The organism is Kitasatospora sp. NPDC059408, from assembly GCF_042751525.1.
Classification (GTDB): Bacteria; Actinomycetota; Actinomycetes; order Streptomycetales; family Streptomycetaceae; genus Kitasatospora.
In genome coordinates, this window is record NZ_JBHYWI010000005.1 from 62,441 (window position 1) to 86,873 (window position 24,433).

The window sequence follows — 24,433 nt, forward strand, 5'->3', positions numbered from 1 at the left end:
GCGTTGCTCCCGGTTCGTCACGGATCGACCACCGCGCCCGATCTGTACCGGGCCGCCGGGCGAGGATTGGAGAGGCTGCGCTCACGAACGTCCGCCCCCGCCCCATCCGGAGGTGCCATCGTGAGTAAACAGCTGTGGTCGTACGCCGAGGTCGCGCACCACATCAACGTCCAGCCCGAGACCGTCCGCAACTACCGCCGCCACGGGCTGCTGCCCGAGCCGGACGTCATCGACGGCAGCGGCCACCCCCGCTGGTACCCCGAGACCATCCGCGCCTGGGCCCGCAAGCGCCCCGGCCACCGCTGATCCGACCGCCGCCGAGACCCGGTTCCGCAGCCGAACCGTAGCCCCCGCCCCGAGCCCCGGCGTTCTGGTGATTCCAGCCACAGCCCGGCACGGGGACGGGGGCAAAGTGCCGCTCCGCCCTTACCCTCGACAACGCGAACGCAGTGCTACCGGCCGGTTCTCCGGTCTGTCCTGCCATTTTCCAGCAGCAGCCAGGACGTGTCGGGGCGGAGGGGCTCGGATGAAACTGACCGTGGTGGGGTGCTCGGGGAGCTTCCCGTCCGCCGAGTCCGCGTGCTCCAGCTACCTCGTCGAGGCCGACGGCTTCAAGGTCGTGCTCGACCTCGGCAACGGCGCGCTGGGCGCCCTGCAGAAGTACACCAGCCTGTACGACGTCGACGCCGTCCTGCTGAGCCACCTGCACGCGGACCACTGCGTCGACCTGTGCGCCTACTGGGTCGCCCGCAACTACCGCGCCGAGGGCTGCCCCGACCCGATGCCCGTCTACGGCCCGGCCGGCACCGCCGAGCGGCTCGCCCGCGCCTACGACATGCCGGAGAACCCGGGGATGAAGGAGGTCTTCGACTTCCGCACCCTCACCCCGGGCGTCTTCGACCTCGGCCCGTTCCGGATCGGCGTCGCCCAGGTCGCCCACCCGGTGGACGCGTTCGCCTTCCGGCTCGAACACGGCGGCCGGTCCCTGGTCTACTCCGGCGACACCGGCGAGAGCGCCGACCTCGTCGAACTCGCCCGGGACGCCGACCTCTTCCTCTGCGAGGCCGCGTACGTCGACGGCCGCGACACCTACCTCGGCGTCCACCTCAACGGCCGCGAGGCCGGCGAGCACGCCACGGCCGCCCGCGCCCGCCGCCTCGTCCTCACCCACATCCCCCCGTGGACCGACGCCGAGCACAACCGCCGCGACGCCGCCGCCGCCTACCCCGGCCCCGTCGACCTCGCCCGCCCGGGCGCCGTCTACGAGATCTGAGCAGGTCGGCGGGCGTTTTCCGACGGCCGGCGGCCGGCGTTCCCGGGCGCGTGGAAATCTCTGCGAATCCACCTGCGACCTTCCGGCCCCGAACACGTCCTTGTAAGTGAGCGGCTGGGGAGGCCGCTCTCGACCGGTCGGGCCCGTCGGGCCGGCCGTCCACACACCACGCACGCTTGATTTGTGCTGCCCGGAACCGGCCGTGCCGGTCGGGGAGCAGTCCATGGGACCTCAAGCCGGAGATCAAGACCGTCGGGGGCAAGCGGGTCGTCGCGGCGGACGCGGGCAAGATCATCGTGCCGGCGGGCGAGAAGACCGAGGTCCACTTCCGGATCGGCGTCACCCGGGGCGGGGGCGACGGGGGCGTCGGCCCGGTCATCGCGCTCCGCTCCGAGCTCAAGGGCTGGCGGCTGCAGTTCCCGGTCGACCCGCCGGTGTCCGACACCCACCGGATCAAGGTGACCAGGGTGGCCGACGCGCCGAAGCCCTCGACCTCGGCTCCCGCTCCGTCGTCGTCGCCGTCGAAGGCCAAGCCGAAGCCGACGCAGGAGCCGTCGGCCACGACGTCCGCGCCGGCCACCGGGTCCACCACGTCCGCCCCGGCCACGACGTCCGCCCCGGCCGCCGGGACGACCTCGACGGAGACGCCCGCTCCGACCGCCTCGACCAGCGCGACCGCCTCGACCGGCGCGACCGCGTCGGCGCCGGCCGGGCAGCTGGCCTCCACCGGCTCGGACGGTGACCACACCGCCCTGATCGCGGGTGGCGCCGCGCTGCTGGTCGGTGCCGGCGCCGGCACCCTCCTCCTGGTCCGTCGCCGCAGGACGCACTTACCGGGCTCGAACCGGGTGGGGGAACGACTCCGCCCCGCCGCTCACGGGGGTGGCGGCGGGGCGGAGTCGTTGCTGCGGGACGGTTGCGGGCCTCAGGCCTTGGTGACGTCCTCGATCTCGTCGTCGTCCTCGCGACCGGGGGTCTTGAGGTCGAACTTGGCGATCGCGAAGCGGAACAGGAAGTAGTACAGCGCCGCGAAGGCGAGGCCGATCGGGATGATCAGCCACGGCTCGGTGGCCTTGTTCCAGGCGAGCACGTAGTCGATCAGGCCGCCGGAGAAGGTGAAGCCGTCGTGCACGCCGAGCGCCCAGGTGACGGCCATCGACACGGCGGTGAGGAGCGCGTGGATGACGTACAGGGCCGGGGCGATGAAGACGAAGGCGAACTCGATCGGCTCGGTGACACCGGTGACGAAGGAGGTCAGGGCCAGCGACATCATCATGCCGGTGATGGCCTTGCGGCGGTGCGGCTTGGCGGCGTGGGCGATGGCCAGCGCGGCGGCGGGCAGCGCGAACATCATGATCGGGTAGAAGCCCGACATGAACTGTCCGGCGGTCGGGTCGCCGGCGAAGAAGCGGGTCAGGTCGCCGTGGACGACGGTGCCGTCCGGCTTGGTGAAGTCACCGGTCTGGAACCAGGCGAAGGAGTTCACGAACTGGTGCATGCCGACCGGCAGCAGACCGCGGTTGACCAGGCCGAAGGCGCCCGCACCGAGCGCACCGGCGCCGATCAGGGTGTCGTTCATGCTCTTGATGGCGTCGCCGATCGGGCCCCAGGTCAGGGCGAAGAGCACGCCGACGGCGGTGCCGACGAAGGCCATGAGGATCGGCACCAGGCGGCGGCCGTTGAAGAAACCGAGCCAGTCGACCAGCTTGGTGCGGTGGTACTTCTGCCACAGCACGGCGGCCAGCAGACCGATCACGATGCCGCCGAGGACGCCCGGGTTCTGGTAGGTCGGGGCGACCCACTTGCCGTCGGCGATGTGGCCCTCGGTGATCGGGAACGCGGTCAGCACGTTCTTGTACACCAGGAAGCCGACCAGCGCGGCGAGCGCGGTCGAGCCGTCCGCCTTCTTCGCGAAGCCGATCGCGATGCCCACCGCGAACAGCAGCGCCAGGTTGTCGAAGACGCCGCTGCCGGCGGTGTTGAACACCGCGGCGACCTTGTCCCAGCCGAGGCCGTCCTTGCCGAACACGTCGTCCTGGCCGAGGCGCAGCAGCAGGCCGGCCGCGGGGAGAACGGCGATGGGCAGCTGGAGGCTGCGGCCGATCTTCTGCAGACCCTGGAGGAGGTTCTGGCCGAACTTCTTGGCGGGGCTTGGCGTGGCCGGAGCCGTGGCGGGCGCCGGTGCCTGCGCAGACTGACTCATGGGGGTGGCTTCCTAACGGCATGGCGGGTCGGTCGGGGGGACGGTGCACAGGGGGGCCGAACCGCGAACTGGTCTACACCACGTGTGGTGTAGACCAGTTTTGTAGCACGGGTGGGGAAGTGGTGGAACCCCGGAAAGCGGTGCCGTCGGGAAGCGCTATGAAATCGAAACCTACTTTCGGAAGGTCGATCATGATTACCCGCCGGGAGCGGGATTTTGGCTAATTGCGCAACAAAAAGCTCCGGCCCGGTCGGGGCGGGCCCGGCGGCCGGTCCGGTGAGGGTCCGGTGCCGGATCCGTGCCGACCCGGAGCCGGAGAGTGAACGAACGGCCACGGGGGCTCCGCGCGGGTGTGCTGCGACGTCCGTCACGGCGGTCGGGAGCGCCGGCGGCCGGTCGGTCCCGCCGGGTCGTCGCCGAACGCGTATCGGAATTGTTTTGCCGTCCGGGTATTAGGTCCTTTCCCGATATGCCGAAGGCCTCCGGATCGACGGGTCCGGAGGCCATTGCGGGTGAGCCCGAGTCACGCCCTGTTCAGGCCTTGGTGACGTCCTCGACTTCGGTCTCGTCCTCCCGCCCCGGCGTTTTCAGGTCGAACTTGACGATGATGAAGCGGAAGAGCGCGTAGTACACCGCGGCGAAACAGAGACCGATGACGATGATCAGCCACGGTTTCCTGGCCAGCCCCCAGTTGATGACGTAGTCGATCAGGCCGGCCGAGAAACTGAAGCCGTCGTGCACCCCGAGCCCCCAGGTGACGGCCATCGAGGCGCCGGTCAGCAGCGCGTGCACGCCGTACAGGGCCGGGGCGATGTAGGCGAAGGAGTACTCGATCGGCTCGGTGACGCCGGTGACGAAGGAGGTCAGGCCCACCGAGAGCATCAGGCCGTAGATTTCCTTGCGGCGGTGCGGCTTGGCCGCGTGCGCGATCGCGAGCGCGGCGGCGGGCAGCGCGAACATCATGATCGGGAAGAACCCGGACTGGAATTGCCCGGCCGTCGGGTCGCCGGCCAGGAAGCGCGGAATGTCGCCGTGCACGATCGTGCCGTCCGGCTTGGTGAACTCGCCGAACTGGAACCAGACGAACGTGTTCAGCAGCTGGTGCATGCCGATCAGCAGCAGCGCGCGGTTGAAGAGGCCGAAGATACCCGCGCCGCCCGCGCCGAGGTCGGCCAGGTTCTGGCTGAAGTCGTTGAGCCCCCGCCCGATCGGCGGCCACACCCACAGCGCGACGACCGCGGTGAGCATGCCGACCAGCGCCGTGATCATCGGCACCAGCCGGCGGCCGTTGAAGAAGCCGAGCCAGTCGACCAGCTTGGTGCGGTGGAAGCGCACCCACAGCCAGGCCGACATCAGGCCGATCAGGATGCCGCCCAGCACCCCCGGGTTCTGGAACGTCGCGGCCGCCGCCTTCGCCGACCCGTAGTTCACGCACTGGTCGCTGACCAGCACCGTCGGCGGCTTGCAGTGCTCCGGGAAGGCGTGCAGCACCTTGTAGTAGACGAGGAAGCCCACCACGGCCGCGAGCGCCGTCGAGCCGTCCGCCTTCTTCGCCATGCCGATCGCGACGCCGATGCAGAACAGCAGCGGCAGGCCGAGCGCTGAGTCCAGCAGCGCGCCGCCGGCCGCGGCGAAGACCTTGGCGACGTCCGTCCAGCCGAGGCCGTCCGAGCCGAAGACGTCGGGCTGCCCGAGCCGGTTGAGGATGCCCGCCGCCGGGAGCACCGCCACCGGGAGCTGGAGGGAGCGGCCCATCTTCTGGAGGCCGCCGTAGAAGGTGTGCCACCACACGGTCTGCGGGGCCGTGGCGCCTGCCGAACTCATGCTTCGCCCTCCGGGAGCAGTTGCCGACCGCCGACCCCCTGCGGGAGCCTCGGGCGGAGCCCTGGAACACCCGGGGTCCTTCCCGCGTTCATCGGAGTACACATATATTGGTGTAGACCACTGAAGGACGCAGGTCGCACGCCGGGACGGGAACCCCGCTGATCGTCATCCTCGGGCGAAGATCCGCGACGGTGCGCGCCGGACTGGGCCAAAAGTGGACTAACGTGGCGGACCGGACCGACCCGGGTGATGCTGGTCGCGCTGCCCAGCAGCACGACCACCGCTGAACCCGCGTCAGCCCCCGGCAGCGACCTCACCGGCCCCGGCCGGGTGGTACCAGCACAGCGCAGGACGGCGCCCGGCAGAGCAGCCGGCGGGCCGAGACAAAGGGAGAGAATCAGATGGCCAGCAAGGCTGAGAAGATCGTCGCCGGTCTGGGCGGCATCGACAACATCGAAGAGGTCGAGGGCTGCATCACCCGCCTGCGCACCGAGGTCAAGGACGCCTCCCTGGTCGACGAGGCCGCCCTGAAGGCCGCCGGCGCCCACGGCGTCGTCAAGATGGGCACCGCGATCCAGGTCGTCATCGGCACCGACGCCGACCCGATCGCCGCGGACATCGAGGACATGATGTGAGCTGAGCCACCCAAGGCTCACCACCGCCCGGCCCGCCCCTCCCCAGGATTCCCGGGAGCACGGCGGGCCGACGCGCATCCGGAACACCCCGCCCGAGCGACTACGCTCGGTGCCTATGTCACGCATCGACGGCCGCACCCCCGACCAGCTCCGCCCCATCACCATCGAACGGGGCTGGAGCAAGCACGCCGAAGGCTCCGTCCTCATCTCCTACGGCGACACCAAGGTGCTGTGCACCGCCAGCGTCACCGAAGGCGTCCCGCGCTGGCGCAAGGGCAGCGGCGAAGGCTGGGTCACCGCCGAATACTCCATGCTCCCGCGCGCCACCAACACCCGCGGCGACCGCGAAGCCGTCAAGGGCCGCATCGGCGGCCGCACCCACGAGATCAGCCGCCTCATCGGCCGTTCCCTGCGCGCCGTCGTCGACCACCGCGCCCTCGCCGAGAACACCATCGTCCTCGACTGCGACGTCCTCCAGGCCGACGGCGGCACCCGCACCGCCGCCATCACCGGCGCCTACGTCGCCCTCGCCGACGCCGTCGCCTGGGCCCGCGACCGCAAGCTCCTGCGGGCCAAGGGCCAGCCCATCACCGGCGGCGTCAGCGCCGTCAGCGTCGGCATCATCGACGGCCTCCCCATGCTCGACCTCCAGTACGAGGAGGACGTCCGCGCCGAGACCGACATGAACATCGTCTGCACCTCCGACGGCCGCTTCGTCGAGGTCCAGGGCACCGCCGAAGGCGCCCCCTTCGACCGCGCCCTCCTCGACCGCCTCCTCGACCTCGGCACCCTCGGCTGCGCCGAGCTCGACGAGATCCAGCGCAAGGCCCTCGAAGGCTGAGCCCCGTTCGGGTACGTCAGCCTGTACACGCCGGGCCCGCAGCCCGTACGGTTCCCGCAGCACTCCGTTGCGGGAACCGTGCCCCGGCCGGCACACGTCCTCCCGTACGGAACCCGCGCCCCCGCGCCCCCAGGAGGACCGGATGCCGTCCAGCATCGCCCGTCCCGCCGCCCTCGCCGTGGCAGGACTGATCATCATCCTCCCCCTCAGCGCGGTCAGTTGCTCTGCCGCCCAGAAGGCCCTCGACTGCGGCACGACCGCCGCCCGCGTCACCGCCGACATCGCCGACGTGACCAGCGCCTACGGCAGCACCAGCAACGACTCCGGCACCGCCCAGGGCAAGGCCCTGCAGAAGCTGCGCACCGACCTCGACCAACTCGGCAGGAACTCCAAGAACACCGACGTCGTCAAGGCCGTCAACGACCTGCGCACCCAGGCCGACAAGGTCCAGCAGGCCGCCGACCGCAAGGAGGCGCCCGACCTCAAGCCCCTCGCCGACGCGGCCGGCAACCTCGGCTCCGTCTGCACCGGCTGACGACCCGCCGGTGCCGGACAGCTGCCGATAGGGTGGGCGATATGTCCACCCGATTGATCCTCGCCACCCGTAACCAGCACAAGGTCGCCGAACTCCGCGCCATCCTCGGCGAGGCCGGCCTGGACGTCGAACTCGTCGGCGCCGACGCCTACCCCGAGATCCCGGACGTCCCCGAGACCGGCGTCACCTTCGCCGAGAACGCCCTCCTCAAGGCCCACGCCCTCGCCCGCGCCACCGGCCTGCCCGCCGTCGCCGACGACTCCGGCCTGTGCGTCGACGTCCTGAACGGCGCCCCCGGCATCTTCTCCGCCCGCTGGGCCGGCAAGCACGGCGACGACCGCGCCAACCTCGACCTGCTCCTCGCCCAGCTCTCCGACATCGCCGAACCCCACCGCGGCGCCCACTTCTTCTGCGCCGCCGCCCTCGCCCTCCCCGACGGCACCGAACGCGTCGTCGAGGGCCGCCTCCTCGGCACCCTGCGCACCGCCCCCGCGGGCGATGGCGGCTTCGGCTACGACCCGATCCTCCAGCCCCTCGGCGAAACCCGCACCTGCGCGGAGCTCACCGCGGCCGAGAAGAACGCCATCAGCCACCGCGGCCACGCCTTCCGGGCCCTGGCCCCTGTGGTGAAGGACCTGTTGGGCTGACGGCCGGCAGAAACGGCGATGGCCCGTTTCCCTTCGAATCGAAGGGAAACGGGCCATTTTGCTCGGTACGCCCGGTGGGACTCGAACCCACGACAACATGCTCCTAAGGCATGCCCCTCTAGCCAGCTGGGGTACGGGCGCACATCGGCACAAGCCTACCGGCTGGCGGCCCCCGCTGTGGTCACTTTCGGTGGACCCGGAGGGTTCAGGCGGCGGCGTCCGATCGAGTGCCGCTGCGATTCATGTTCCGGCCGCAGTAAGTCGGCGTGATGGAGTGACAGTTGGGGCAGAGCAGGCGGAGGTTCTCCCGCCTGTTGTCGAGCCAGTCGCCGTTGATGTGGTCCACCTCCAGGGTCATCGGCTTACCCAGCCAGGTCGGGGGAGTGCCGCACAGTTCGCAGACGTCGGGGTGCCCGATGTGCACGAGCATGGTGCGGAGCCGCTCGCCCGGCACGCGCTGGCTTCCCGGCGGGCGCAGCACCAGCAACTCGTCAGCCGTGCGCCGAGGTCCGGTCTTCTGCCCTTTGTTGTGCGCCTGTCCGGTGAAGTGGCTGGTGTCGAGCCGGTGGTGGTCGATGGCCTCCCGCACCAAGGTCCGCGAGTTGCCGCAGTCGATCATCCCAAGGGCGAGGATCACGGCGCGGTAGCTCCGGTGGGCGGCCACGGCCTGCGCCAGCGCGTCCTTGGGGATGGCTTCCGCCCTGTTGCGGACGTCGCCCCGGAGGGTGAAGTGGCTGGTGTCGATGCCGAATTCGGCGAGGCGCTTCTTCATGTACGAGTAGAGGCTGTCGTACGGCGTGACGCCGAGGTACGCCATCATTCCGTTGATGCTGTCGCTGTTCACGGCAGCCTCGGCCAGGACCTCCCGCGGGTAGCGGCGGCGGCCGTAGTCGGGCCGGCCCTCGTTGAAGTGCGAGGTGTCGATGCCGTAGTGCCGGAGCCGCCTGCTCAGGTAGCTGTGTGTGCCGCCCGCCATCGGCACGCCGAGCTTGCGCATCATCTCGTTCACGCTGCTCGACTCGGCGGCGAGTGAGGCGAGCAGTTCGCGGGTGTACTTGATCGTCATGGTGTTCCCCCGTCGGGCTGGTGTGCGCCCGTCCCCCGGTATGCGAACGACCGAGTGGGGAGTTGGTTACGGTCTTTCGGGATGTTTGGGAGTTGTTTGCCAATTGGTACAGACCTATTGACCTGTCTGGTTCAGACCACATAGCTTCGGCGCCAATTGGAATCCCCCACGTGCGTGCTCCCCCACAGGCACGCGCCGACACTCTCTCCTGGAGGACCGAGTGTTGATCCGAAGCATGGCGGAGCGGCGTCCCACCGCAGGCGTCCGTCGTATGAGTGCCCGGGCCGGGTTCGCCTCGGTGGCCGCGGCCGGGCTGGCCGGGCTGTTGATGGCGACGCTGGGTGCGGCGCCCTCGCAGGCGTCGGCGGCCGTCGACAATTCGGCCTGTCGTCCCGACGGCATGTACCAGACGCCCGGGGTGGACGTCCCGTACTGCTCGGTGTACGACACCGGCGGCCGCGAGAAGATGGGCGCGGACCACCAGCGCCGCATCATCGGGTACTTCACGGGCTGGCGCACCGGCAAGAACGGCGACCAGCCGTACCTGGTGAGCGACGTCCCGTGGGACAAGGTGACCCACCTCAACTACGCGTTCGGGCACGTCGGCGGCGACAACAAGCTGTCCGTCGGCACGGACGGCCCGACCAACCCGGCCACCGGGATCGACTTCCCGGGCGTGCCGGCCGCGCAGCTGGACCCGACGCTGCCCTACAAGGGGCACTTCAACCTGCTGACGAAGTTCAAGAAGCAGTACCCGAACGTCAAGACCCTGATCTCGGTGGGCGGTTGGACCGAGACCGGCGGCTACTTCGACGACAGCGGCTCCCGGGTGAACACCGGCGGCTTCTACTCGCTGACCGTCAACCCGGACGGCAGCGTCAACCAGGCCGGCATCGACACCTTCGCCGCGTCGTCCGTGGACTTCATCCGCAAGTACGGCTTCAACGGCGTCGACATCGACTACGAGTACCCGACCTCGATGAAGGACGCCGGCAACCCGCTGGACTGGCAGCTCGCGAACGCCAAACGCGGTTCGCTGGCCAAGGGTTACGCGGCGCTGATGAAGACGCTGCGCGAGAACCTGGACCGGGCGGGCGCCGCCGACGGCCGGCACTACCTGCTCTCGGTCGCGGCCCCGTCGTCCGGCTACCTGCTGCGCGGCATGGAGACGTTCCAGGTGACGCAGTACCTGGACTACGTCAACATCATGTCGTACGACCTGCACGGCGCCTGGAACAAGTACGTCGGCCCGAACGCCTCGCTCTACGACGACGGCAAGGACGCCGAGCTGGCGGCCGCCAACGTCTACGGCACCTCGCAGTACGGCGGCATCGGCTACCTCAACGCGGACTGGGCGTACCACTACTTCCGCGGCGCGATGCCGGGCGGCCGGATCAACGTCGGTCTGCCGTACTACACCCGCGGGTTCAAGAACGTCTCCGGCGGCACGAACGGCCTCTGGGGCACCGCCTCCGCGACGACCTGCCCGGTCGGTTCGGGCCTGACCTCGTGCGGTGACGGCGCGGTCGGCATCGACAACATCTGGAACGACAAGGACGACGCGGGCAAGGAGTCCCCGGCCGGGTCGAACCCGATGTGGCACGCGAAGAACCTGGAGAAGGGCATCCTGCCCGACTACCTCGCCAAGTACGGCGTGGCGGACACCGCGCTGCAGGGCACCTACAGCCGCAACTACAGCGACAGCCTGGTCGCGCCGTGGCTGTGGAACGACACCAAGAAGGTGTTCCTCTCCACCGAGGACGAGCAGTCGGTGGGCGCGAAGGCGGACTACATCGTCAACCAGGGCGCCGGCGGCGCGATGATCTGGGAGCTCGCGGGCGACTACAAGTGGGACCCGGCGGCCAACGGCGGCAAGGGCGAGTACGTGCCCGGGTCGACGCTGACCTCGCTGATGTACGACAAGTTCAAGGCGGCGTCGCCGTACGGCGCGGTCCGGTCGACGGTCGCGCTGCCGCAGCAGACCCTGCCGATCGACGTGTCGTTCACCAACTTCGCGCTGGGCGACTCGAACTACCCGATCAACCCGAAGATCCACATCGTCAACAACTCGACGGTGACCCTGCCGGGCGGCACGGAGTTCCAGTTCGACTACTCCAACTCGGCGCCGGGCAACGCCAAGGACCAGTCCGGCTTCGGCCTCCAGGTGATCCGCCAGGACAACCCGGGCCCGGGCAACGCCGGCGGTCTGAAGGGCACCTACAACCGGGTGTCGGTCAAGCTGCCCGGCTGGCAGTCGCTGGCTCCGGGCGCTTCGGTGGACATGGACTTCGTCTACTACCTGCCGGTGTCGACGCCGTCGAACTGGACGGTCAACGTGGGCGGGACGCTGTACGGGATCAAGGGTGACCTGACCCGGGGCGCGGTGGACGGGGGCGGCCAGACGCCGACGCCGACGCCCACCCCGACGGTGACGCCGACCTCGACCCCGACGGCCACGCCCACCGCCACGGCCACGCCGACCTCGACCCCGACCGCTACGGCTTCCCCGACCGCGACGCCCACCGCCACCCCGACGGCGACCGCGACGCCCACCGCCACCCCGACCGGGGGCGCCTGCACGGGCGCGCCGGGCTGGGACGCGGGCACCACCTACGCCTCGACCACCAAGGTGTCGTGGAAGGGCCACTACTACCAGAACAAGTGGTGGACCAAGGGCGACGACCCCGCGGCGAGCGGCGCGTGGGGCGTCTGGAGCGACCTCGGCGCCTGCTGACGGCAGCGGCCCGCCGGGGTGACGGACGGCGGTGGCGGTGCACCCGGTCGGGGGGTGCGCCGCCACCGCCTCTTCGTCCTTAGGCCTCGACCTTGAGGTCGCGCAGGAGCTTGGCGACGTGCCCGGTCGCCTTGACGTTGTAGAGGGCGTGCTCGACCTTGCCCTGCTCGTCCACGATCACGGTGGAGCGGATGACGCCGGTGACGGTCTTGCCGTACAGCTTCTTCTCGCCGAACGCGCCGTAGGCCGTCAGCACCTCCTTGTCCGGGTCGGACAGCAGGGTGACCTTGAGGTCCTCGGTCTCGCGGAACTTGCCGAGCTTCTCCGGCTTGTCCGGCGAGATGCCGATGACGTCGTAGCCGGCGCCCGCGAAGGCCTCCAGGTTGTCGGTGAAGTCGCAGGCCTGCTTGGTGCAGCCGGGGGTGAGGGCGGCCGGGTAGAAGTAGACGATCACCTTGCGGCCGAGGTGGTCGGCCAGCGAGACCTGCTTGCCGTCGGCGTCGGGCAGGGTGAAGGCGGGCGCGTTGTCGCCGGGCTGGAGACGCTCACTCACGGTCTGACTCTCCTGTTGCGTGGACGGGGTCGTACCACGGCAAACTTACCTCTGATGGTGGGTGGGGCCGCGCGGCGCTGCCCGGCAACTGACAGACTGGGTCAGTCGCACAGGACAGCATCAGTGAAGTGAATGGGGTGGCCCGAGTGGGCGAGGCGAGCACGCAGGACAAGTCGGCGCGGACGACCGCCCAGATCGAGGCGGACATCGCCCGGACCCGCACCAAGCTGGCGGAGACCCTCGACGAGCTCGCCATGCGCGTCCACCCGACGACGATCAGTGCCCAGGTGAAGGCCAAGGCCGTCGCCGCGGTCGAGGAGAAGACGGCCCGCGCGTACGTGGCGGCCAACGGCGCGGTGGAGAAGCTGCGGGCGCAGTTCGTGGACGAGAAGGGGCAGCCGCGCAAGGAGCGGATCGTTCCGGTGGCGCTGGTCGGCGTGGGCGTGGTGCTGCTGCTGGCCTCGGCGCGGAAGCGCCGCAAGGGCTGAGCGGAGTCCGTCGACGGGCCGGGCGCGGCTGAGCGCCCGGCCTTCCGCATGCCGGGCCAGCGTCACGCCGTCCGCCCGGGGGCGGTACCTTCGGGATCGTGAGTACGAACGACGAACCGACCGCCAGGACCGCCCTCGACGTGCCCCGGCACGACCGCCTGGGCGAGAAGCTCCCGATCAGGATGCTGCACGACCGCGTCCTGGTGAAGCTGGACAGCGGTGAGGGCGAGCGCCACTCCACCGGCGGGATCATCATCCCGGCCACCGCGGAGCTGTCGAAGCGGTGCGCCTGGGCGGAGGCCGTCGCGGTGGGCCAGAGCGTGCGCGCGGTGGAGCCGGGTGACCGCGTCCTGTACGACCCGGAGGACAAGCTGGAGGTGGAGGTCCGCGGCGCCACCTACGTGCTGCTGCGCGAGCGCGACCTGCACGCCGTCGCGGCGATGCGCTTCGGTGACACCGAGGGCTCGACCGGCCTCTACCTGTGAGGCTTCCGAGACCCTGGAAGCGTGCGGGGAGGCGTCCGGCCGTGGTGCGGCTGCGCTACTTCTTCGAGGCGGGCGTCGACGTGCCGCTGTGGCCCGACGACGTCGACAGCCCGTACGGGCACCCGATCGAGCTCGACCGGCTGCCGATCGGTGCGGAGCTCGCGGCGGAGCTGGGCGGGCTGTCCGACTGGTTCCAGTCCTCGATCGACTGGGACTACCCGCCGGACCCGTCCCCGTGGCCGGAGGAGGAGAAGGCGCGCTTCAACGCCCGCGCCCGGGCGGCCCTGGACGCGTTGCGCCGGGAGCTCGGTGCGGGCTGGGAGGTCGAGGACCGGTTCCGGCCGGTGGACTGACGCGTCCCGGCCGTGGATTGTCGGTGCCTGGCGGTACGGTCCGGGCATGACGACGCGTGTGCCGGTGATCGGGGACGACGAGCGGCGGGCCCGGGTGGGGTGGCGGCACCTGCTGGCGCCGTCCGCCCGCGTGGCGTGGGTGGAGGAGGCGGCGGACGCGGTCGTCGGGCTGCACGCGACGGACGCCGCGACGGTGTACCTGTCGGCGTGCGCCCGGTTGCTGGAGCCGTCGGCGGCCGAGGTGGAGCGGGCGCTCTACGAGGACGTCTCGCTGGTGAAGCTGCTGTCGATGCGGCGGACGATATTCGCCGTGACGGAGGAGTTCGCGCCGTACGTGAGTTCGTCGACGGCGCGGGCGATCGCCGCGAAGGAGCGGGCGACGCTGCTGAAGCACCTGCGGGACCACGCCCAGGGCTGGGACGAGGCCCGGCTGGCGGCGGCGGAGCGTGCGGTGCTGGCCGCGCTGGCGCGCCGCGGCGAGGCGACGACGCAGCAACTCGGCGAGGACGTGCCGGAGTTGCGCGAGCAGATGCTGATGTCGGCGGGCAAGCCGTACGAGGCCAAGCAGAGCGTCGGCAGCCGGCTGCTGCGGCTGCTGGCGGCGGACGGGCACGTGCGGCGCGGCCGTCCGCGGGGGTCGTGGCTGAGCAGCAGCTACCCGTGGGCGCCGGTGCCGCAGTGGCCGGACGTGCCGGTGCGGGAGGCGAAGGCGGAGGTGGCGCGGCGCTGGCTGGCCTCGTACGGGCCGGCCACGGTCGAGGACGTGAAGTGGTGGACGGGCTGGACGCTGGGGGACACCCGCAAGGCGCTGGCGGACGTCGGAGCCGAGGCGGTGGAGCTGTCCGGTGGGGTGCCCGCACTGGTCCTGCCGGGGGACGCGGAGCCGGTGGGCGGGCCGGAGCCGTGGGCGGCGCTGTTGCCGGGGCTGGATCCGACGGTGATGGGCTGGCGCGGGCGGGACTGGTACCTGCGGCCGGAGGACGTCCCGGCGTTGTTCGACCGGGCGGGGAACGCCGGTCCGACGGTGTGGTGGTGCGGCCGGGTGGTCGGCGGGTGGGCGCAGCGTGCCGATGGTGAGCTGGTGTGGCGGTTGTTCGGGGACGTCGGGGTGGAGGCGGAGGCGGCGATCGCGGGGGAGGCGGCGCGGTTGGCGGGCTGGCTGGGGGAGGTGCGGGTGACGCCGCGGTTCCGGACGCCGTTGGAGCGGGAGTTGGTGGCGGGGTAGCGGCGGCGGGCCGGAGCCGTCCGCGTCACGGCGCCGCGGGCTGTGTCGCCGCGCCCGTGGGCGGCGCGGTGGCGGAGGCCGGGGGCGTGGGCTTGGGCTGGTGCGTCTGGCTGGGGCGGGGGGTGGCGCTCGGCTGGTCCTGGGTGGGGGTGGGTGCGGGGGCCTGGGGGCTGGGGGCGGCGGGGCCGGGTGTCGGCTCGCCGGGGGTGGCCGTGGGCCGGGCCGGTGCGGCGGCGGTGGGGGTGGGTGCGGGCGCGGTGCCGGGGGGCGTGGCGCCGGGGGTGGGGGTGGTGCCGGGGCTGGGCGTGGTGCTCGCGGGGGCGCTGCCGGTGGGCCAGTTGTACTGGCCGCCGCCGTTGCCGTGTCCGGTCTGGAGGTCGAAGTGCTTGACCTCGGTGCCGTCGAGGGCGTCGGTCATGTAGGCGGTCCAGATCTTGGTGGGGAAGGTGCCGCCGTTGATCCGGGTGAGGCCGGCGGTGCCGGCCAGCGGCTCCTTGGCGTGGGTCTTCGGGTTCTCCCGGAACAGGCCGACGGTGGTGGTGAGTTGGGGGGTGAACCCGGCGAACCAGGCGGAGAGGTTGGAGTCGGTGGTGCCGGTCTTGCCGGCGGCGGGCCGGCCGAGGTCGAGGGCGGCGTTGCCGGTGCCGCGGGTGACGACGTCGCGCAGGACGTCGGTGACGGTGTCGGCGGTCTGCCGGTCGAGGGCGTCGGTGGCGGCGTGGTCCGGCATCTTGGGTACGTCGATGGATCCGGAGCCGGTGTTGAGGCGTTCGAGTTTGAGTACGGACCACGGGGTGTGCGCCTGGCCGTGGTTGGCGAGGGCGGCGTAGACGCCGGCCAGGTCGAGGGCGCTGGGGGTGGCGGTGCCGAGGGTCATCGAGGTGTTGGACGGGTCCATGCCGGGGACGTTGTCGGGGATGCCGAGCTTGACGGCGGTGTCGCGGACGCGGGCGAGTCCGGCGTCGACGCCCTCCTGCGCGTACACGGAGTTGACGGACTTCACCATGGCGTAGCGCAGCGTGATGTTGCCGTAGTCGATGTCGTCCTCGTTGGGCGGTGCGTACGGGGTGGGGCCGCCGGTGACGTGGCGTTCGCTGGTGCCGTCGTAGCGGGTGTCGGGGGTGATCGGGTGGCCGTCGGGGGCGTGCTGGGCGACGAGGCCGGCAGCGAGGTCGATGGGCTTGAAGGTGGAGCCGATCTGGTTGTCCTGGCGCAGCGCGTCGTTGTAGGGCTGTTTGGCGTAGTCGGGTCCACCGTAGACGGCGACGACGCGGCCGGTGGCGGGTTCGACGGAGGCGCCGGCGACGCGGACGTCGGTGTCGGTGGTGGGTCGGCTCTTGGGGTCGAGTTCGTCGGTGAGTTCCTGTTGGACGGCCTTGGTGAAGGCGTCCTGCTTGGGCCTGTCGAAGGTGGTGGTGATGCGCCAGCCGCCGGCCTTGAGGGTGGCGGCGTCGATGATGCCGGCGGAGGTGAGGTAGTCGTCGGCGACGCCGACGAGGTAGCCGGCCTGTCCGGAGAGTCCGGTGGTGGGCTGGGGGTCGATGGGTTCGGGGAAGGTCTCGGCGGCGCGGTCGGCGGCGCTGAGGAAGCCGAGTTGGACCATGCCGTCGAGGGTGTAGTTCCAGCGGGCGATGGCCTTGTCGCGGTTGGCGGGCTTGGCGGTCTTGACGTCGTAGGAGCTGGGGGCCTGGAGGAGCGCGGCGAGGTAGGCGCCCTGGGCGGGGGTGAGTTCGGAGACGTCGGTGCCGTAGTAGGCGTGGGCGGCGCTCTGGATGCCGTAGGCGCCGCGGCCGAAGTAGCTGCTGTTGAGGTAGCCGGCCAGGATCTCGTTCTTGTCGCGCTGCTGGTCGACCTTGAGGGCGATGAACAGTTCGCGGCCCTTGCGGGCGATGGTCTGGTCCTGGGTCAGGTAGTAGTTCTTGACGTACTGCTGGGTGATGGTGGAGCCGCCTTGCGTGCCCTTGCCGATGAGGGTGTTCCAGCCGGCGCGGAGCATGCCCTTCAGGTCGATGCCGCGGTTCTGGTAGAAGGTGCGGTCCTCGGCGGAGACGACGGCGTGCTGGGTGTCGAGCGGGATCTTGTCGATGGTGACGTCGGTGCGGTTGACGGCGCCGGTGCGGGCGATCTCGGTGGCGCCGTCGGAGTAGAGGTAGATGTTGTTCTGGGCGACGGCGTGGGCGTTGGGGTCGGGTACCGGGACGATGACGTAGAGCACGGCGAAGGCGGCGACGGCGGTCATCAGCAGGGTGACGACGGTGCCGAGGACGACCCGCCAGGTGGGCAGGAGTCGGCGCCAGAGCGGGAGGGCGCGGCGGGCCTGGCGTCGCAGGGCCCGTTTGGCCTGGCGGCGGGTGCTCACGGTCATGCCGAGATTATGTGCTATTTGACTGGCGCTCAGGTGTCGTCGGCCTCTGGCGGGCGTGTGCTCGCGGCGAGTTCGGGGTGCGCGTGGAGCTTCCGGGGGCGGGCGGGGGTGGTGGGAGCCCGGTCCGGGGGTCGGTCAGGGCGCCAGTGAAAACCGGGTGCGGGGCTCGGGGCCCGGCGGTACGGTGAAAGGTGCAAACCACATAGCGCACCCGGTTCTGGCAGCTCCGCCCGATCGGCCCGGTACCCCCGGGTCCGGCAGGTCGGAGCCACTGGGGCGTGCGCGGACGCCTGCGGGCCGTCCTGTGCCCGTATTTGTCGACAAGGAGACAATATGCCGAATGCGCCCGGGCTCTACGCCGCCGTCGCGCGCGGGTCCTTCCGCCGCTACTCCACCTACCGGGCCGCCACCCTGGCCGGCACCTTCACCAACACCGTCTTCGGCATCATCCTGGCCTCCTCCTTCCTCGCCCTCTGGCAGGCCCGCCCCAGCCTCGGGGGCTACGACCAGAGCCAGGCCGTCACCTACATCTGGGTCAGCCAGTCCCTGCTGGTCACCGTCGCCGTGTGGGGCGGCGGCTTCCAGGACGACGTCCAGGACCGCTTCCGCAGCGGGGACATCGCCGTCGACCTCTACCGTCCGGTCGACTTCCAGGGCTGGTGGCTGGCCACCGACCTCGGCCGGGCCGCCTTCCAGCTGCTCGTCCGCGGCACCGTGCCGCTGCTGGTCGGCGGGCTGGTCTTCCGGATCCGGCTGCCCGAACACCCGCTGACCTGGGCGGTCTTCCTGCTCTCCGCGCTGCTCGCGACCGTGGTCAGCTTCGGGCTGCGCTTCCTCGTCTCGATCACCGGCTTCTGGCTGCACGACTCGGAGGGGGTGCGCTCGGTGATGCTCGTCGTCTCGATGTTCTTCTCCGGGATGCTGCTGCCGATCGCGCTCTTCCCCGGCCCGCTCGGCACGCTCGCGCACGTCCTGCCGTGGGCGGCGCTGATCCAGGCGCCGACGGACGTCTTCCTGGAGCGCCGCACCGGCGCCGGCCTGCTCGGCCCGCTCGGCTTCCAGCTCGCCTGGGCCGTCGTGCTGCTTGCCGCCGGCCGCGCGGCCCAGCTGCTGGCGACCCGCCGGGTGGTGGTCCAGGGTGGCTGAGACCCTCGCACCCGCCGTACCCCGGGACGGCCTGGCCGCCCGCACCGCCTGGGCCGTCCGCTCCTGGTGGATGTGCGCCTCGATGTGGATGCGCTCGACGATGGCCTACCGGGCGTCGTTCGCGCTGAACCTCGGCGCGAGCCTCGTCACGCACTCGCTCGACTTCGTCGTCCTGGTGCTGATGTTCCGCCACACGAACCAGCTCGGCGGCTGGACCCTGCCCGAGCTGGCCTTCCTCTACGCCACCGCCACCTTCTCGCTCGGCGTCGCCAACCTGCTGGTCGGCTCGGTCGACGGCCTCGGCCAGCGGATCGTCAACGGCACGCTGGACACCATGCTCATCCGGCCCGCCCCGGCCCTCGCCCAGCTGTGCGCCGAGCGCTTCTCGCTGCGCCGCCTCGGCCGCCCGGTCCAGGCACTCGTCGTGCTCGTCTGGTCGCTGGCCGAGCTGCACGTGACGTGGACCTGGGACCGCGTGCTGCTGGTGCCCGTCCTGCTGGTGTGCGGCTGCGTCATCTTCGGCGCGATCTGGATCGGCACGGCGACCGTCCAGTTCTGGTGGGGCGAGGCCAAGGAGATCCAGAACTCCGTCACCTACGGCGGCGCCACGCTGCTCCACTACCCGCCGACGATCTTCGCGAAGGAGCTGGTCGCCGGCGTCGTCTTCGGCGTCCCGCTGGCCTTCGTCAACTGGCTGCCCACGCTGCGCATCCTCGACCGCCCGGACCCGCTCGGCCTGCCCACCGCGTTCCAGTACGCCTCCCCGGTGGCCGCCGCGCTCTGCACCGCCGCCGCCGGCCTCGCCTGGCGCGCCGGGCTGCGGGCGTACCGCGGGACCGGCAGCTGAACCCCCACCACTTCGTAAGGAACTCCCCATGGCACTGATCGAACTCGAAGACGTCCGCCGCACCTTCACCGTCCGGGCCCGCACCGGCCGGTTCAGCCGGGTGAAGCGCGAGGTGCGCGCGGTGGACGGGCTCAGCTTCGCCGTCGAGGCCGGCGAGTGCGTCGGCTACATCGGCCCGAACGGGGCCGGCAAGTCGACCACCATCAAGATGCTCACCGGCATCCTCGTCCCCAGCGGCGGGCGGCTGCGCGTCGCCGGGGTGGACCCGGCCCGCGAGCGCGTCGCGCTGGCCCGCCGGATCGGCGTGGTCTTCGGCCAGCGCACCACGCTCTGGTGGGACCTCCCGCTGCGCGACTCCTTCGAACTCGCCCGCCGGATCTACCGGATCCCCGATCCGAGGTACCGCGAGAACCTCGCCCGCTGCGTCGAACTCCTCGACCTGGCGGCGCTGCTGGACACCCCCGTGCGCCAGCTCTCGCTCGGCCAGCGGATGCGCGGCGACCTCGCCGCCGCGCTCCTGCACGACCCGCAGGTGTTGTACCTGGACGAGCCGACCATCGGCCTGGACGTGGTCAGCAAGAGCAGGGTGCGCGAGTTCCTCCGCGAGGTGAACCGCGACCGCGGCACGACCGTCCTGCTCACCACCCACGACCTGACCGACATCGAGCAGCTCTGCGACCGGGTGATGGTCATCGACCACGGCCGGGTCGTCTACGACGGCGGGCTGGCCGGCCTGCACGACGCGGGGGAGAGCGAGCGGACGCTGGTCGTCGACCTCGCCGAGGCCCGCCCGCCGATCGAGGTGCCCGGCACGCGGGTGGTCAAGGTCGAGGGCCCGCGGCAGTGGCTGGCCTTCCCCGCGAAGGAGAGCGCCGCGCCGCTCGTCGCGGCGGTGGCGGCGCGGTACCCGCTGGTGGACCTGTCGGTGCGCGAACCGGCGATCGAGGACGTGATCGCGCGGATGTACGCGGAGGTCGCGATCGGCTGAGTGCGGCTGAGAGCGGTTGAGAGTGACTGAGGGCGGCTGAGAACGGCCGGGATCTCGCAGGGTGAACCGCCGGCCGTCCGGTTGACCGCCGTCGCCCGTCCGGGGAGTTCCGTGACTCCCCGGCGGGTGCGCGGGTTGAGCCTGCGTCGACGTGCGCACCACGCACCGCGCACGGCGGACCCGATCGCCCACCGCACACCCCGACCGCCCACCGCACCGAGCACCCGAGGGGCAGCACGACCCGATGACCGGACCCGACGTGACCGTGGTGGTCGCGGTCTACAACACCATGCCCTACCTCACCGCCTGCCTGGACTCGCTGGTCGCCCAGACCCTCGCCCCCGGCCGGTTCGAGGTCGTGGTCGTCGACGACGGCTCCACGGACGGCGGCGAGGCCGTGCTGGACGACTACGCGGCCCGCCACCCCGGCCTCTTCCGGGTGGTGCACCAGCGCAACTCCGGCGGCCCGGCCGCCCCCACCAACCGGGCCCTGGCGCTGGCCCGCGGCCGCTACGTGCTGTTCCTCGGCGCGGACGACTGGCTCGGCGGCGAGGCCCTGGAGCGGCTGGTGACGGCGGCCGACGCGTGGGACTCGGACGTCGTCGTGCCCAAGCACGTCGGGGTGAACGGCCGCCTGGTGCCGCAGGGGATCTTCCACGCCAGCGCCGAGTCCGTCGGCTTCGCCGACTCGGCGCTCGCCTGGGCCCTGTCCGACACCAAGCTGTTCCGCCTCGACCTCATCCGGCGGCACGGGCTCTGCCGCGACGAGGGGCTGAAGGTCTTCTCCGACCAGCCGTTCACCCTGGAGGCCTGCCTGCGGGCCGGGCGCGTCTCCGTCCTCGCCGACTACGACTGCTACTTCCTCGTGCTGCGCGAGGACCGCGGCAACGTCACCGAGCGCGCCTCCGTCCTGGACCGGCTGCGCGGCATCGCCGCCCTCCAGCAGGTCGCGGCCGACCTCGCCGAACCGGGGGAGGAGCTCGACGCGATCCGCGCCCGCAGCTTCGCGTGGGACGTGCCGCGCCTGCTCCGGGACGGCTTCCTGCTCCTCGACGACGACGTGCAGCACCGCGTCTGTGCCGAGGTCGGCCGCCTGGTCGACTGCTTCGGCGCCCGCGAGGTCTTCCACCGGCTGCCCGTTCCCGACCGGCTGCGCCTCGAACTGGCCGCCGCCGGACGGCCGGAGGCGCTGCGCGACCTGATCCGCTACGAGGCGGCGCACGGCGAGCCGCCGACGGTCGTCGAGGGCCGCCGCCACTACGCCGGCTACCCGGCCTTCCGGGACGGCCAACTCGGGCTGCCCGACGAGCTGTTCCTCCTGCGGGAGACGGCCGAGGCGGCGGACCCTGCGCCACCGCCGCCCAACCTCGCCCAGCAGCTGTGGCGCGGCATCGTCCCGGAGCACCTCCGCCGCGGCCTGCGGCGCTCTCCGGTGTGGCGCCGGCTGGCCAACTCGGTGAACGGAGGCCGGGGATGAGCGGGACCGGGCAGGGCGGGACGGGGCAGGGCGGGACGGGGCAGGGCGGGCTGGACGTCTGCGTGGTCGGCCTGGGCAAGCTCGGCCTGCCGCTGGCCGTGCAGTTCGCGCTCAAGGGCCACCGGGTGACGGGCGCCGACATCGCGCCCCGGGTGGTCCGGTCCGTCAACCGGGGAGTGCCTCCGTTCCCCCGTGAGGAGGGTTTGGACGAGGCCCTGAAACTGGTCGTCGCCGAGGGGCTGTTGACCGCGACGACCGACACCACCACCGCCGTCGCCGGGGCGGAGGCCGTCGTCCTGGTGGTCCCCCTCGTCACCGCGGCCGACGGCACGCCGGACTTCGCCCTGCTCGACGCCGCCACCGACGCCGTCGCCGCCGGGCTGCGCCGGGGCGTGCTCGTCAGCTACGAGACCACCCTGCCGGTCGGCGTCACCCGCGGCCGCTGGGCGCCCCGGCTGGCGGCCGGCTCCGGGCTGGCCGCCGGGGTGGACTTCGCGCTGGTCTTCAGTCCGGAGCGGGTGCGCACCGGCCGGGTCTTCGCCGACCTGCGGCGCTACCCCAAGCTGGTCGGCGGCGTCGACGCGGCGTCCACCCGGCGCGGCGCCGAGTTCTACCGCGCCGTGCTGGACTTCGACCCCCGCCCCGACCTGCCCCGGCCCAACGGCGTCTGGGAGCTGGCCTCGGCGGAGGCGGCCGAGTTCGCCAAGCTCGCCGAGACGACGTACCGGGACGTCAACATCGCGCTGGCCAACCAGTTCGCGCGGTACGCGGACCGGATCGGCGTCGACTTCGCGGCCGTCGCCGACGCGTGCAACTCGCAGCCGTACAGCCACCTGCACCGGCCGGGCATCGCGGTCGGCGGGCACTGCATCCCGGTCTACCCGCGGCTGTACCTGTGGAACGACCCGACGGCGACGGTCGTCCGGGCCGCGCGCGCGGCCAACCTGGAGATGCCCGGGTACGCGGTCGGGCTGCTGGACGGCGCGCTCGCGGGCGGCGTGGCCGGGCAGGGCGTGCTGGTGCTCGGCGCGTCGTACCGGGGCGGCGTCAAGGAGACGGCGTACTCGGGGGTGTTCCCACTGGTCGAGGCGCTGGCGGCGGCGGGCGCGCGGCCGTACGTCGCCGATCCGCTGTACGACGGGGACGAACTGACGGCGCTCGGGCTGCCCCCGCACGCCGGGGAGCCGGTGGCGGCGGCGGTGCTGCAGGCGGACCACCCGGAGTACCGGGAGCTGGGGCCGGAGGACCTGCCGGGGGTGCGGGTGCTGCTGGACGGGCGGCGGTGCACGGACCCGGAGCGGTGGGCGGGGCCGGGGGTGCGGCGGATCGTGCTGGGCGGGGCGTGAGGGGGCCGGGTGGGGTGTGAGCTCAGCCGTCGGGGGCGCGTGATCGCGGGGCGCGCCCCCGCTCGCGCTGCCCAGCGGGCAGACTGGCGGGGTGAGCGACGAAGCCTTCAGCGGGACCGGCCCCGGGGTCAGGTTCACCGCGGCCGATGAGGAGAAGAGACGCGGCGTCCGCCGGATGAAGACCATCGCGACCGGCCTGCTGGCCTTCGCGACCCTGGTCTTCGCCCTGTCCACGTGGGCCAAGGCGGCCGGCGCGGGCGCCTGGGCCGGGTACGTGGCCGCCGCCGCGGAGGCGGGCATGGTCGGCGCGCTGGCCGACTGGTTCGCGGTGACGGCGCTGTTCCGCCGCCCGTTCGGCCTGCCGATCCCGCACACCGCGATCATCCCGACGAAGAAGGACGCGTTCGGCCGCTCGCTCGGCGACTTCGTCGGGGAGAACTTCCTCTCCGGCCAGGTGGTCCGCGGCCGGCTCGCCGCCCTCGGCATCGGCCGCCGGCTGGGGGAGTGGCTGGCCGCGCCGGGCAGCGCCGAGCGGGTCACCAAGGAGGCGTCGGCGGCGCTGCGCGGCGTGCTCGCGGTCCTGCGCGACGACGACGTGCAGGCGGTCGTCGGCGAGGCGGTGACCAGGCGGGCGGCGGCCACGTCGGTGGCCGAACCGATGGGCCGGATGCTGGGCAAGGTGGTCGCGGACGGCGGGCACCACGGCGTGGTCGACCTGGTGGCCGTCCGCGCGCACGGCTGGCTGACGGCCAACCACGAGGAGGTCGTGCAGCGGGTCACCCAGAAGACGCCGGGCTGGACGCCGAAGTTCATCGACCACCAGGTCGGCGAGCGGGTCTACAAGGAGCTGATGCGGTTCGTCACCGACATCAGGGACGACCAGGACCACCCGGCCCGCGGCGCGATCGACAAGTTCCTCGCCGACTTCGCCACCGAGCTCCAGACGGACCCGGAGACCATCGCCCGGGTCGAGCGGGCCAAGGTCGAGATGCTCGCCCGCCCCGAGGTGCAGGACCTGATCGCCTCCACCTGGGCGGCCGTCCGCACGCTGGTGCTGAACGCGGCGGAGGACGAGGACAGCGAACTGCGCCGGCGCATCCGCGACGGCGTGCGGCGCTTCGGCGCACGCCTGGCCACGGACGCCAAGCTCCAGGCCAAGGTGGACGGCTGGCTGCAGGACGCGGCCCGGTACCTGGTCGACACGTACCGCACGGAGATCACCTCGCTGATCTCCGAGACGGTGGCGGGCTGGGACGCCGACGACGCGTCGCGCAAGATCGAGGCCAACGTGGGCCGCGACCTGCAGTTCATCCGCATCAACGGCACGGTGGTCGGAGCCCTGGCCGGCCTGCTGATCCACACGGTGGCGGTGTCCCTGGGCGGCTGACCGGGGCCCTTCCCG

Annotated in this window: 22 protein-coding genes, 1 tRNA gene and 1 pseudogene; 18 read left to right on the forward strand and 6 right to left on the reverse strand. The window is 71.9% G+C overall.

Annotation, left to right across the window (positions count from 1 at the left end; genetic code table 11):
* Positions 1–120 precede the first annotated feature (120 nt).
* From ACFXDE_RS05855 to ACFXDE_RS05865, 3 genes are all read left to right on the forward strand, one after another.
* Positions 121–306 carry a helix-turn-helix transcriptional regulator gene (locus ACFXDE_RS05855; protein ID WP_380435142.1) on the forward strand — a complete coding sequence of 62 codons (186 nt, stop codon included), beginning with the start codon at positions 121–123 and terminating at the stop codon, positions 304–306.
* Between the two features lie 220 nt (positions 307–526).
* Positions 527–1,273, forward strand: coding sequence for an MBL fold metallo-hydrolase (locus tag ACFXDE_RS05860; protein WP_380435143.1), 747 nt, complete (start codon positions 527–529; stop codon positions 1,271–1,273).
* A 176-nt stretch (positions 1,274–1,449) separates the two neighbouring features.
* Entirely contained in the window at positions 1,450–2,292 is an 843-nt protein-coding gene (locus ACFXDE_RS05865) for an LAETG motif-containing sortase-dependent surface protein (protein WP_380491268.1), read from the forward strand.
* On the opposite strand, the gene ACFXDE_RS05870 is transcribed toward ACFXDE_RS05865, so the two are convergent.
* Together ACFXDE_RS05870 and ACFXDE_RS05875 are read right to left on the reverse strand one after the other, a co-directional pair.
* Positions 2,199–3,476, reverse strand: coding sequence for a PTS transporter subunit EIIC (locus ACFXDE_RS05870; protein ID WP_380491270.1), 1,278 nt, complete (start codon positions 3,474–3,476; stop codon positions 2,199–2,201). The genes ACFXDE_RS05865 and ACFXDE_RS05870 overlap by 94 nt on opposite strands.
* Before the next feature lie 534 nt (positions 3,477–4,010).
* Complete coding sequence (locus ACFXDE_RS05875; protein WP_380435146.1) at positions 4,011–5,300, reverse strand: PTS transporter subunit EIIC; 1,290 nt, start codon at positions 5,298–5,300, stop codon at positions 4,011–4,013.
* Positions 5,301–5,674: 374 nt separating this feature from the next.
* On the opposite strand from ACFXDE_RS05875, the pseudogene ACFXDE_RS05880 reads away from it, so the two are divergent.
* The 4 genes and pseudogenes from ACFXDE_RS05880 to rdgB form a co-directional block, all read left to right on the forward strand.
* Positions 5,675–5,935: pseudogene (locus ACFXDE_RS05880) on the forward strand (glucose PTS transporter subunit EIIB); the annotation flags it as partial.
* Between the two features lie 115 nt (positions 5,936–6,050).
* Positions 6,051–6,776: a ribonuclease PH gene (gene rph / locus ACFXDE_RS05885; protein WP_380435147.1), complete on the forward strand. Its 726-nt coding sequence runs from the start codon at positions 6,051–6,053 to the stop codon at positions 6,774–6,776.
* 142 nt (positions 6,777–6,918) lie between these two features.
* Entirely contained in the window at positions 6,919–7,311 is a 393-nt protein-coding gene (locus ACFXDE_RS05890) for a hypothetical protein (protein ID WP_380491273.1), read from the forward strand.
* A 41-nt stretch (positions 7,312–7,352) separates the two neighbouring features.
* Positions 7,353–7,958 (forward strand): RdgB/HAM1 family non-canonical purine NTP pyrophosphatase, encoded by a 606-nt coding sequence (gene rdgB, locus ACFXDE_RS05895; protein ID WP_380491275.1) that lies wholly within the window; start codon positions 7,353–7,355, stop codon positions 7,956–7,958.
* Between the two features lie 66 nt (positions 7,959–8,024).
* On the opposite strand, the gene ACFXDE_RS05900 is transcribed toward rdgB, so the two are convergent.
* Positions 8,025–8,099 (reverse strand) — tRNA-Leu (locus ACFXDE_RS05900).
* Between the two features lie 64 nt (positions 8,100–8,163).
* Positions 8,164–9,024, reverse strand: coding sequence for an HNH endonuclease (locus tag ACFXDE_RS05905; protein ID WP_380491277.1), 861 nt, complete (start codon positions 9,022–9,024; stop codon positions 8,164–8,166).
* Between the two features lie 271 nt (positions 9,025–9,295).
* Between ACFXDE_RS05905 and ACFXDE_RS05910 the strand changes: the two genes are divergently transcribed.
* On the forward strand, positions 9,296–11,758 hold the full coding sequence (locus tag ACFXDE_RS05910; RefSeq protein WP_380491279.1) for a chitinase C-terminal domain-containing protein: 2,463 nt from the start codon (positions 9,296–9,298) through the stop codon (positions 11,756–11,758).
* Between the two features lie 79 nt (positions 11,759–11,837).
* Here the strand turns inward: ACFXDE_RS05910 and bcp are convergent, their stop codons facing one another.
* Positions 11,838–12,311: a thioredoxin-dependent thiol peroxidase gene (gene bcp, locus ACFXDE_RS05915; RefSeq protein WP_380435151.1), complete on the reverse strand. Its 474-nt coding sequence runs from the start codon at positions 12,309–12,311 to the stop codon at positions 11,838–11,840.
* A 146-nt stretch (positions 12,312–12,457) separates the two neighbouring features.
* Here bcp and ACFXDE_RS05920 point away from each other — a divergent pair, with 146 nt between their 5' ends.
* From ACFXDE_RS05920 to ACFXDE_RS05935, 4 genes are all read left to right on the forward strand, one after another.
* On the forward strand, positions 12,458–12,799 hold the full coding sequence (locus ACFXDE_RS05920) for a DUF3618 domain-containing protein (RefSeq protein WP_380435152.1): 342 nt from the start codon (positions 12,458–12,460) through the stop codon (positions 12,797–12,799).
* A 182-nt stretch (positions 12,800–12,981) separates the two neighbouring features.
* The gene (locus tag ACFXDE_RS05925; protein ID WP_329929219.1) at positions 12,982–13,284 is read left to right on the forward strand and encodes a co-chaperone GroES; all 303 of its coding nucleotides are present in this window, start codon (positions 12,982–12,984) and stop codon (positions 13,282–13,284) included.
* Between the two features lie 41 nt (positions 13,285–13,325).
* A complete protein-coding gene (locus tag ACFXDE_RS05930; protein WP_380491282.1) occupies positions 13,326–13,637 on the forward strand; it encodes a hypothetical protein in 312 nt (103 codons plus the stop codon).
* A gap of 46 nt (positions 13,638–13,683) precedes the next feature.
* The gene (locus ACFXDE_RS05935) at positions 13,684–14,862 is read left to right on the forward strand and encodes a winged helix DNA-binding domain-containing protein (protein ID WP_380491284.1); all 1,179 of its coding nucleotides are present in this window, start codon (positions 13,684–13,686) and stop codon (positions 14,860–14,862) included.
* A 25-nt stretch (positions 14,863–14,887) separates the two neighbouring features.
* Here ACFXDE_RS05935 and ACFXDE_RS05940 read toward each other — a convergent pair whose 3' ends face one another.
* A complete protein-coding gene (locus tag ACFXDE_RS05940; protein WP_380491286.1) occupies positions 14,888–17,227 on the reverse strand; it encodes a transglycosylase domain-containing protein in 2,340 nt (779 codons plus the stop codon).
* Positions 17,228–17,560: 333 nt separating this feature from the next.
* Here ACFXDE_RS05940 and ACFXDE_RS05945 point away from each other — a divergent pair, with 333 nt between their 5' ends.
* From ACFXDE_RS05945 to ACFXDE_RS05970, 6 genes are all read left to right on the forward strand, one after another.
* The gene (locus ACFXDE_RS05945; protein WP_380491288.1) at positions 17,561–18,373 is read left to right on the forward strand and encodes an ABC transporter permease; all 813 of its coding nucleotides are present in this window, start codon (positions 17,561–17,563) and stop codon (positions 18,371–18,373) included.
* Positions 18,366–19,220 (forward strand): ABC transporter permease, encoded by an 855-nt coding sequence (locus ACFXDE_RS05950; protein WP_380491290.1) that lies wholly within the window; start codon positions 18,366–18,368, stop codon positions 19,218–19,220. The genes ACFXDE_RS05945 and ACFXDE_RS05950 overlap by 8 nt, the downstream gene beginning before the upstream one ends.
* Positions 19,221–19,248: 28 nt before the next feature.
* Positions 19,249–20,208, forward strand: coding sequence for an ATP-binding cassette domain-containing protein (locus tag ACFXDE_RS05955; RefSeq protein ID WP_380491292.1), 960 nt, complete (start codon positions 19,249–19,251; stop codon positions 20,206–20,208).
* Positions 20,209–20,452: 244 nt separating this feature from the next.
* Complete coding sequence (locus tag ACFXDE_RS05960) at positions 20,453–21,685, forward strand: glycosyltransferase (RefSeq protein ID WP_380491294.1); 1,233 nt, start codon at positions 20,453–20,455, stop codon at positions 21,683–21,685.
* A gap of 50 nt (positions 21,686–21,735) precedes the next feature.
* Entirely contained in the window at positions 21,736–23,031 is a 1,296-nt protein-coding gene (locus ACFXDE_RS05965) for a nucleotide sugar dehydrogenase (RefSeq protein WP_380491459.1), read from the forward strand.
* A gap of 91 nt (positions 23,032–23,122) precedes the next feature.
* The gene (locus ACFXDE_RS05970) at positions 23,123–24,418 is read left to right on the forward strand and encodes a DUF445 domain-containing protein (RefSeq protein ID WP_380491296.1); all 1,296 of its coding nucleotides are present in this window, start codon (positions 23,123–23,125) and stop codon (positions 24,416–24,418) included.
* The last annotated feature ends 15 nt before the right edge of the window (positions 24,419–24,433 follow it).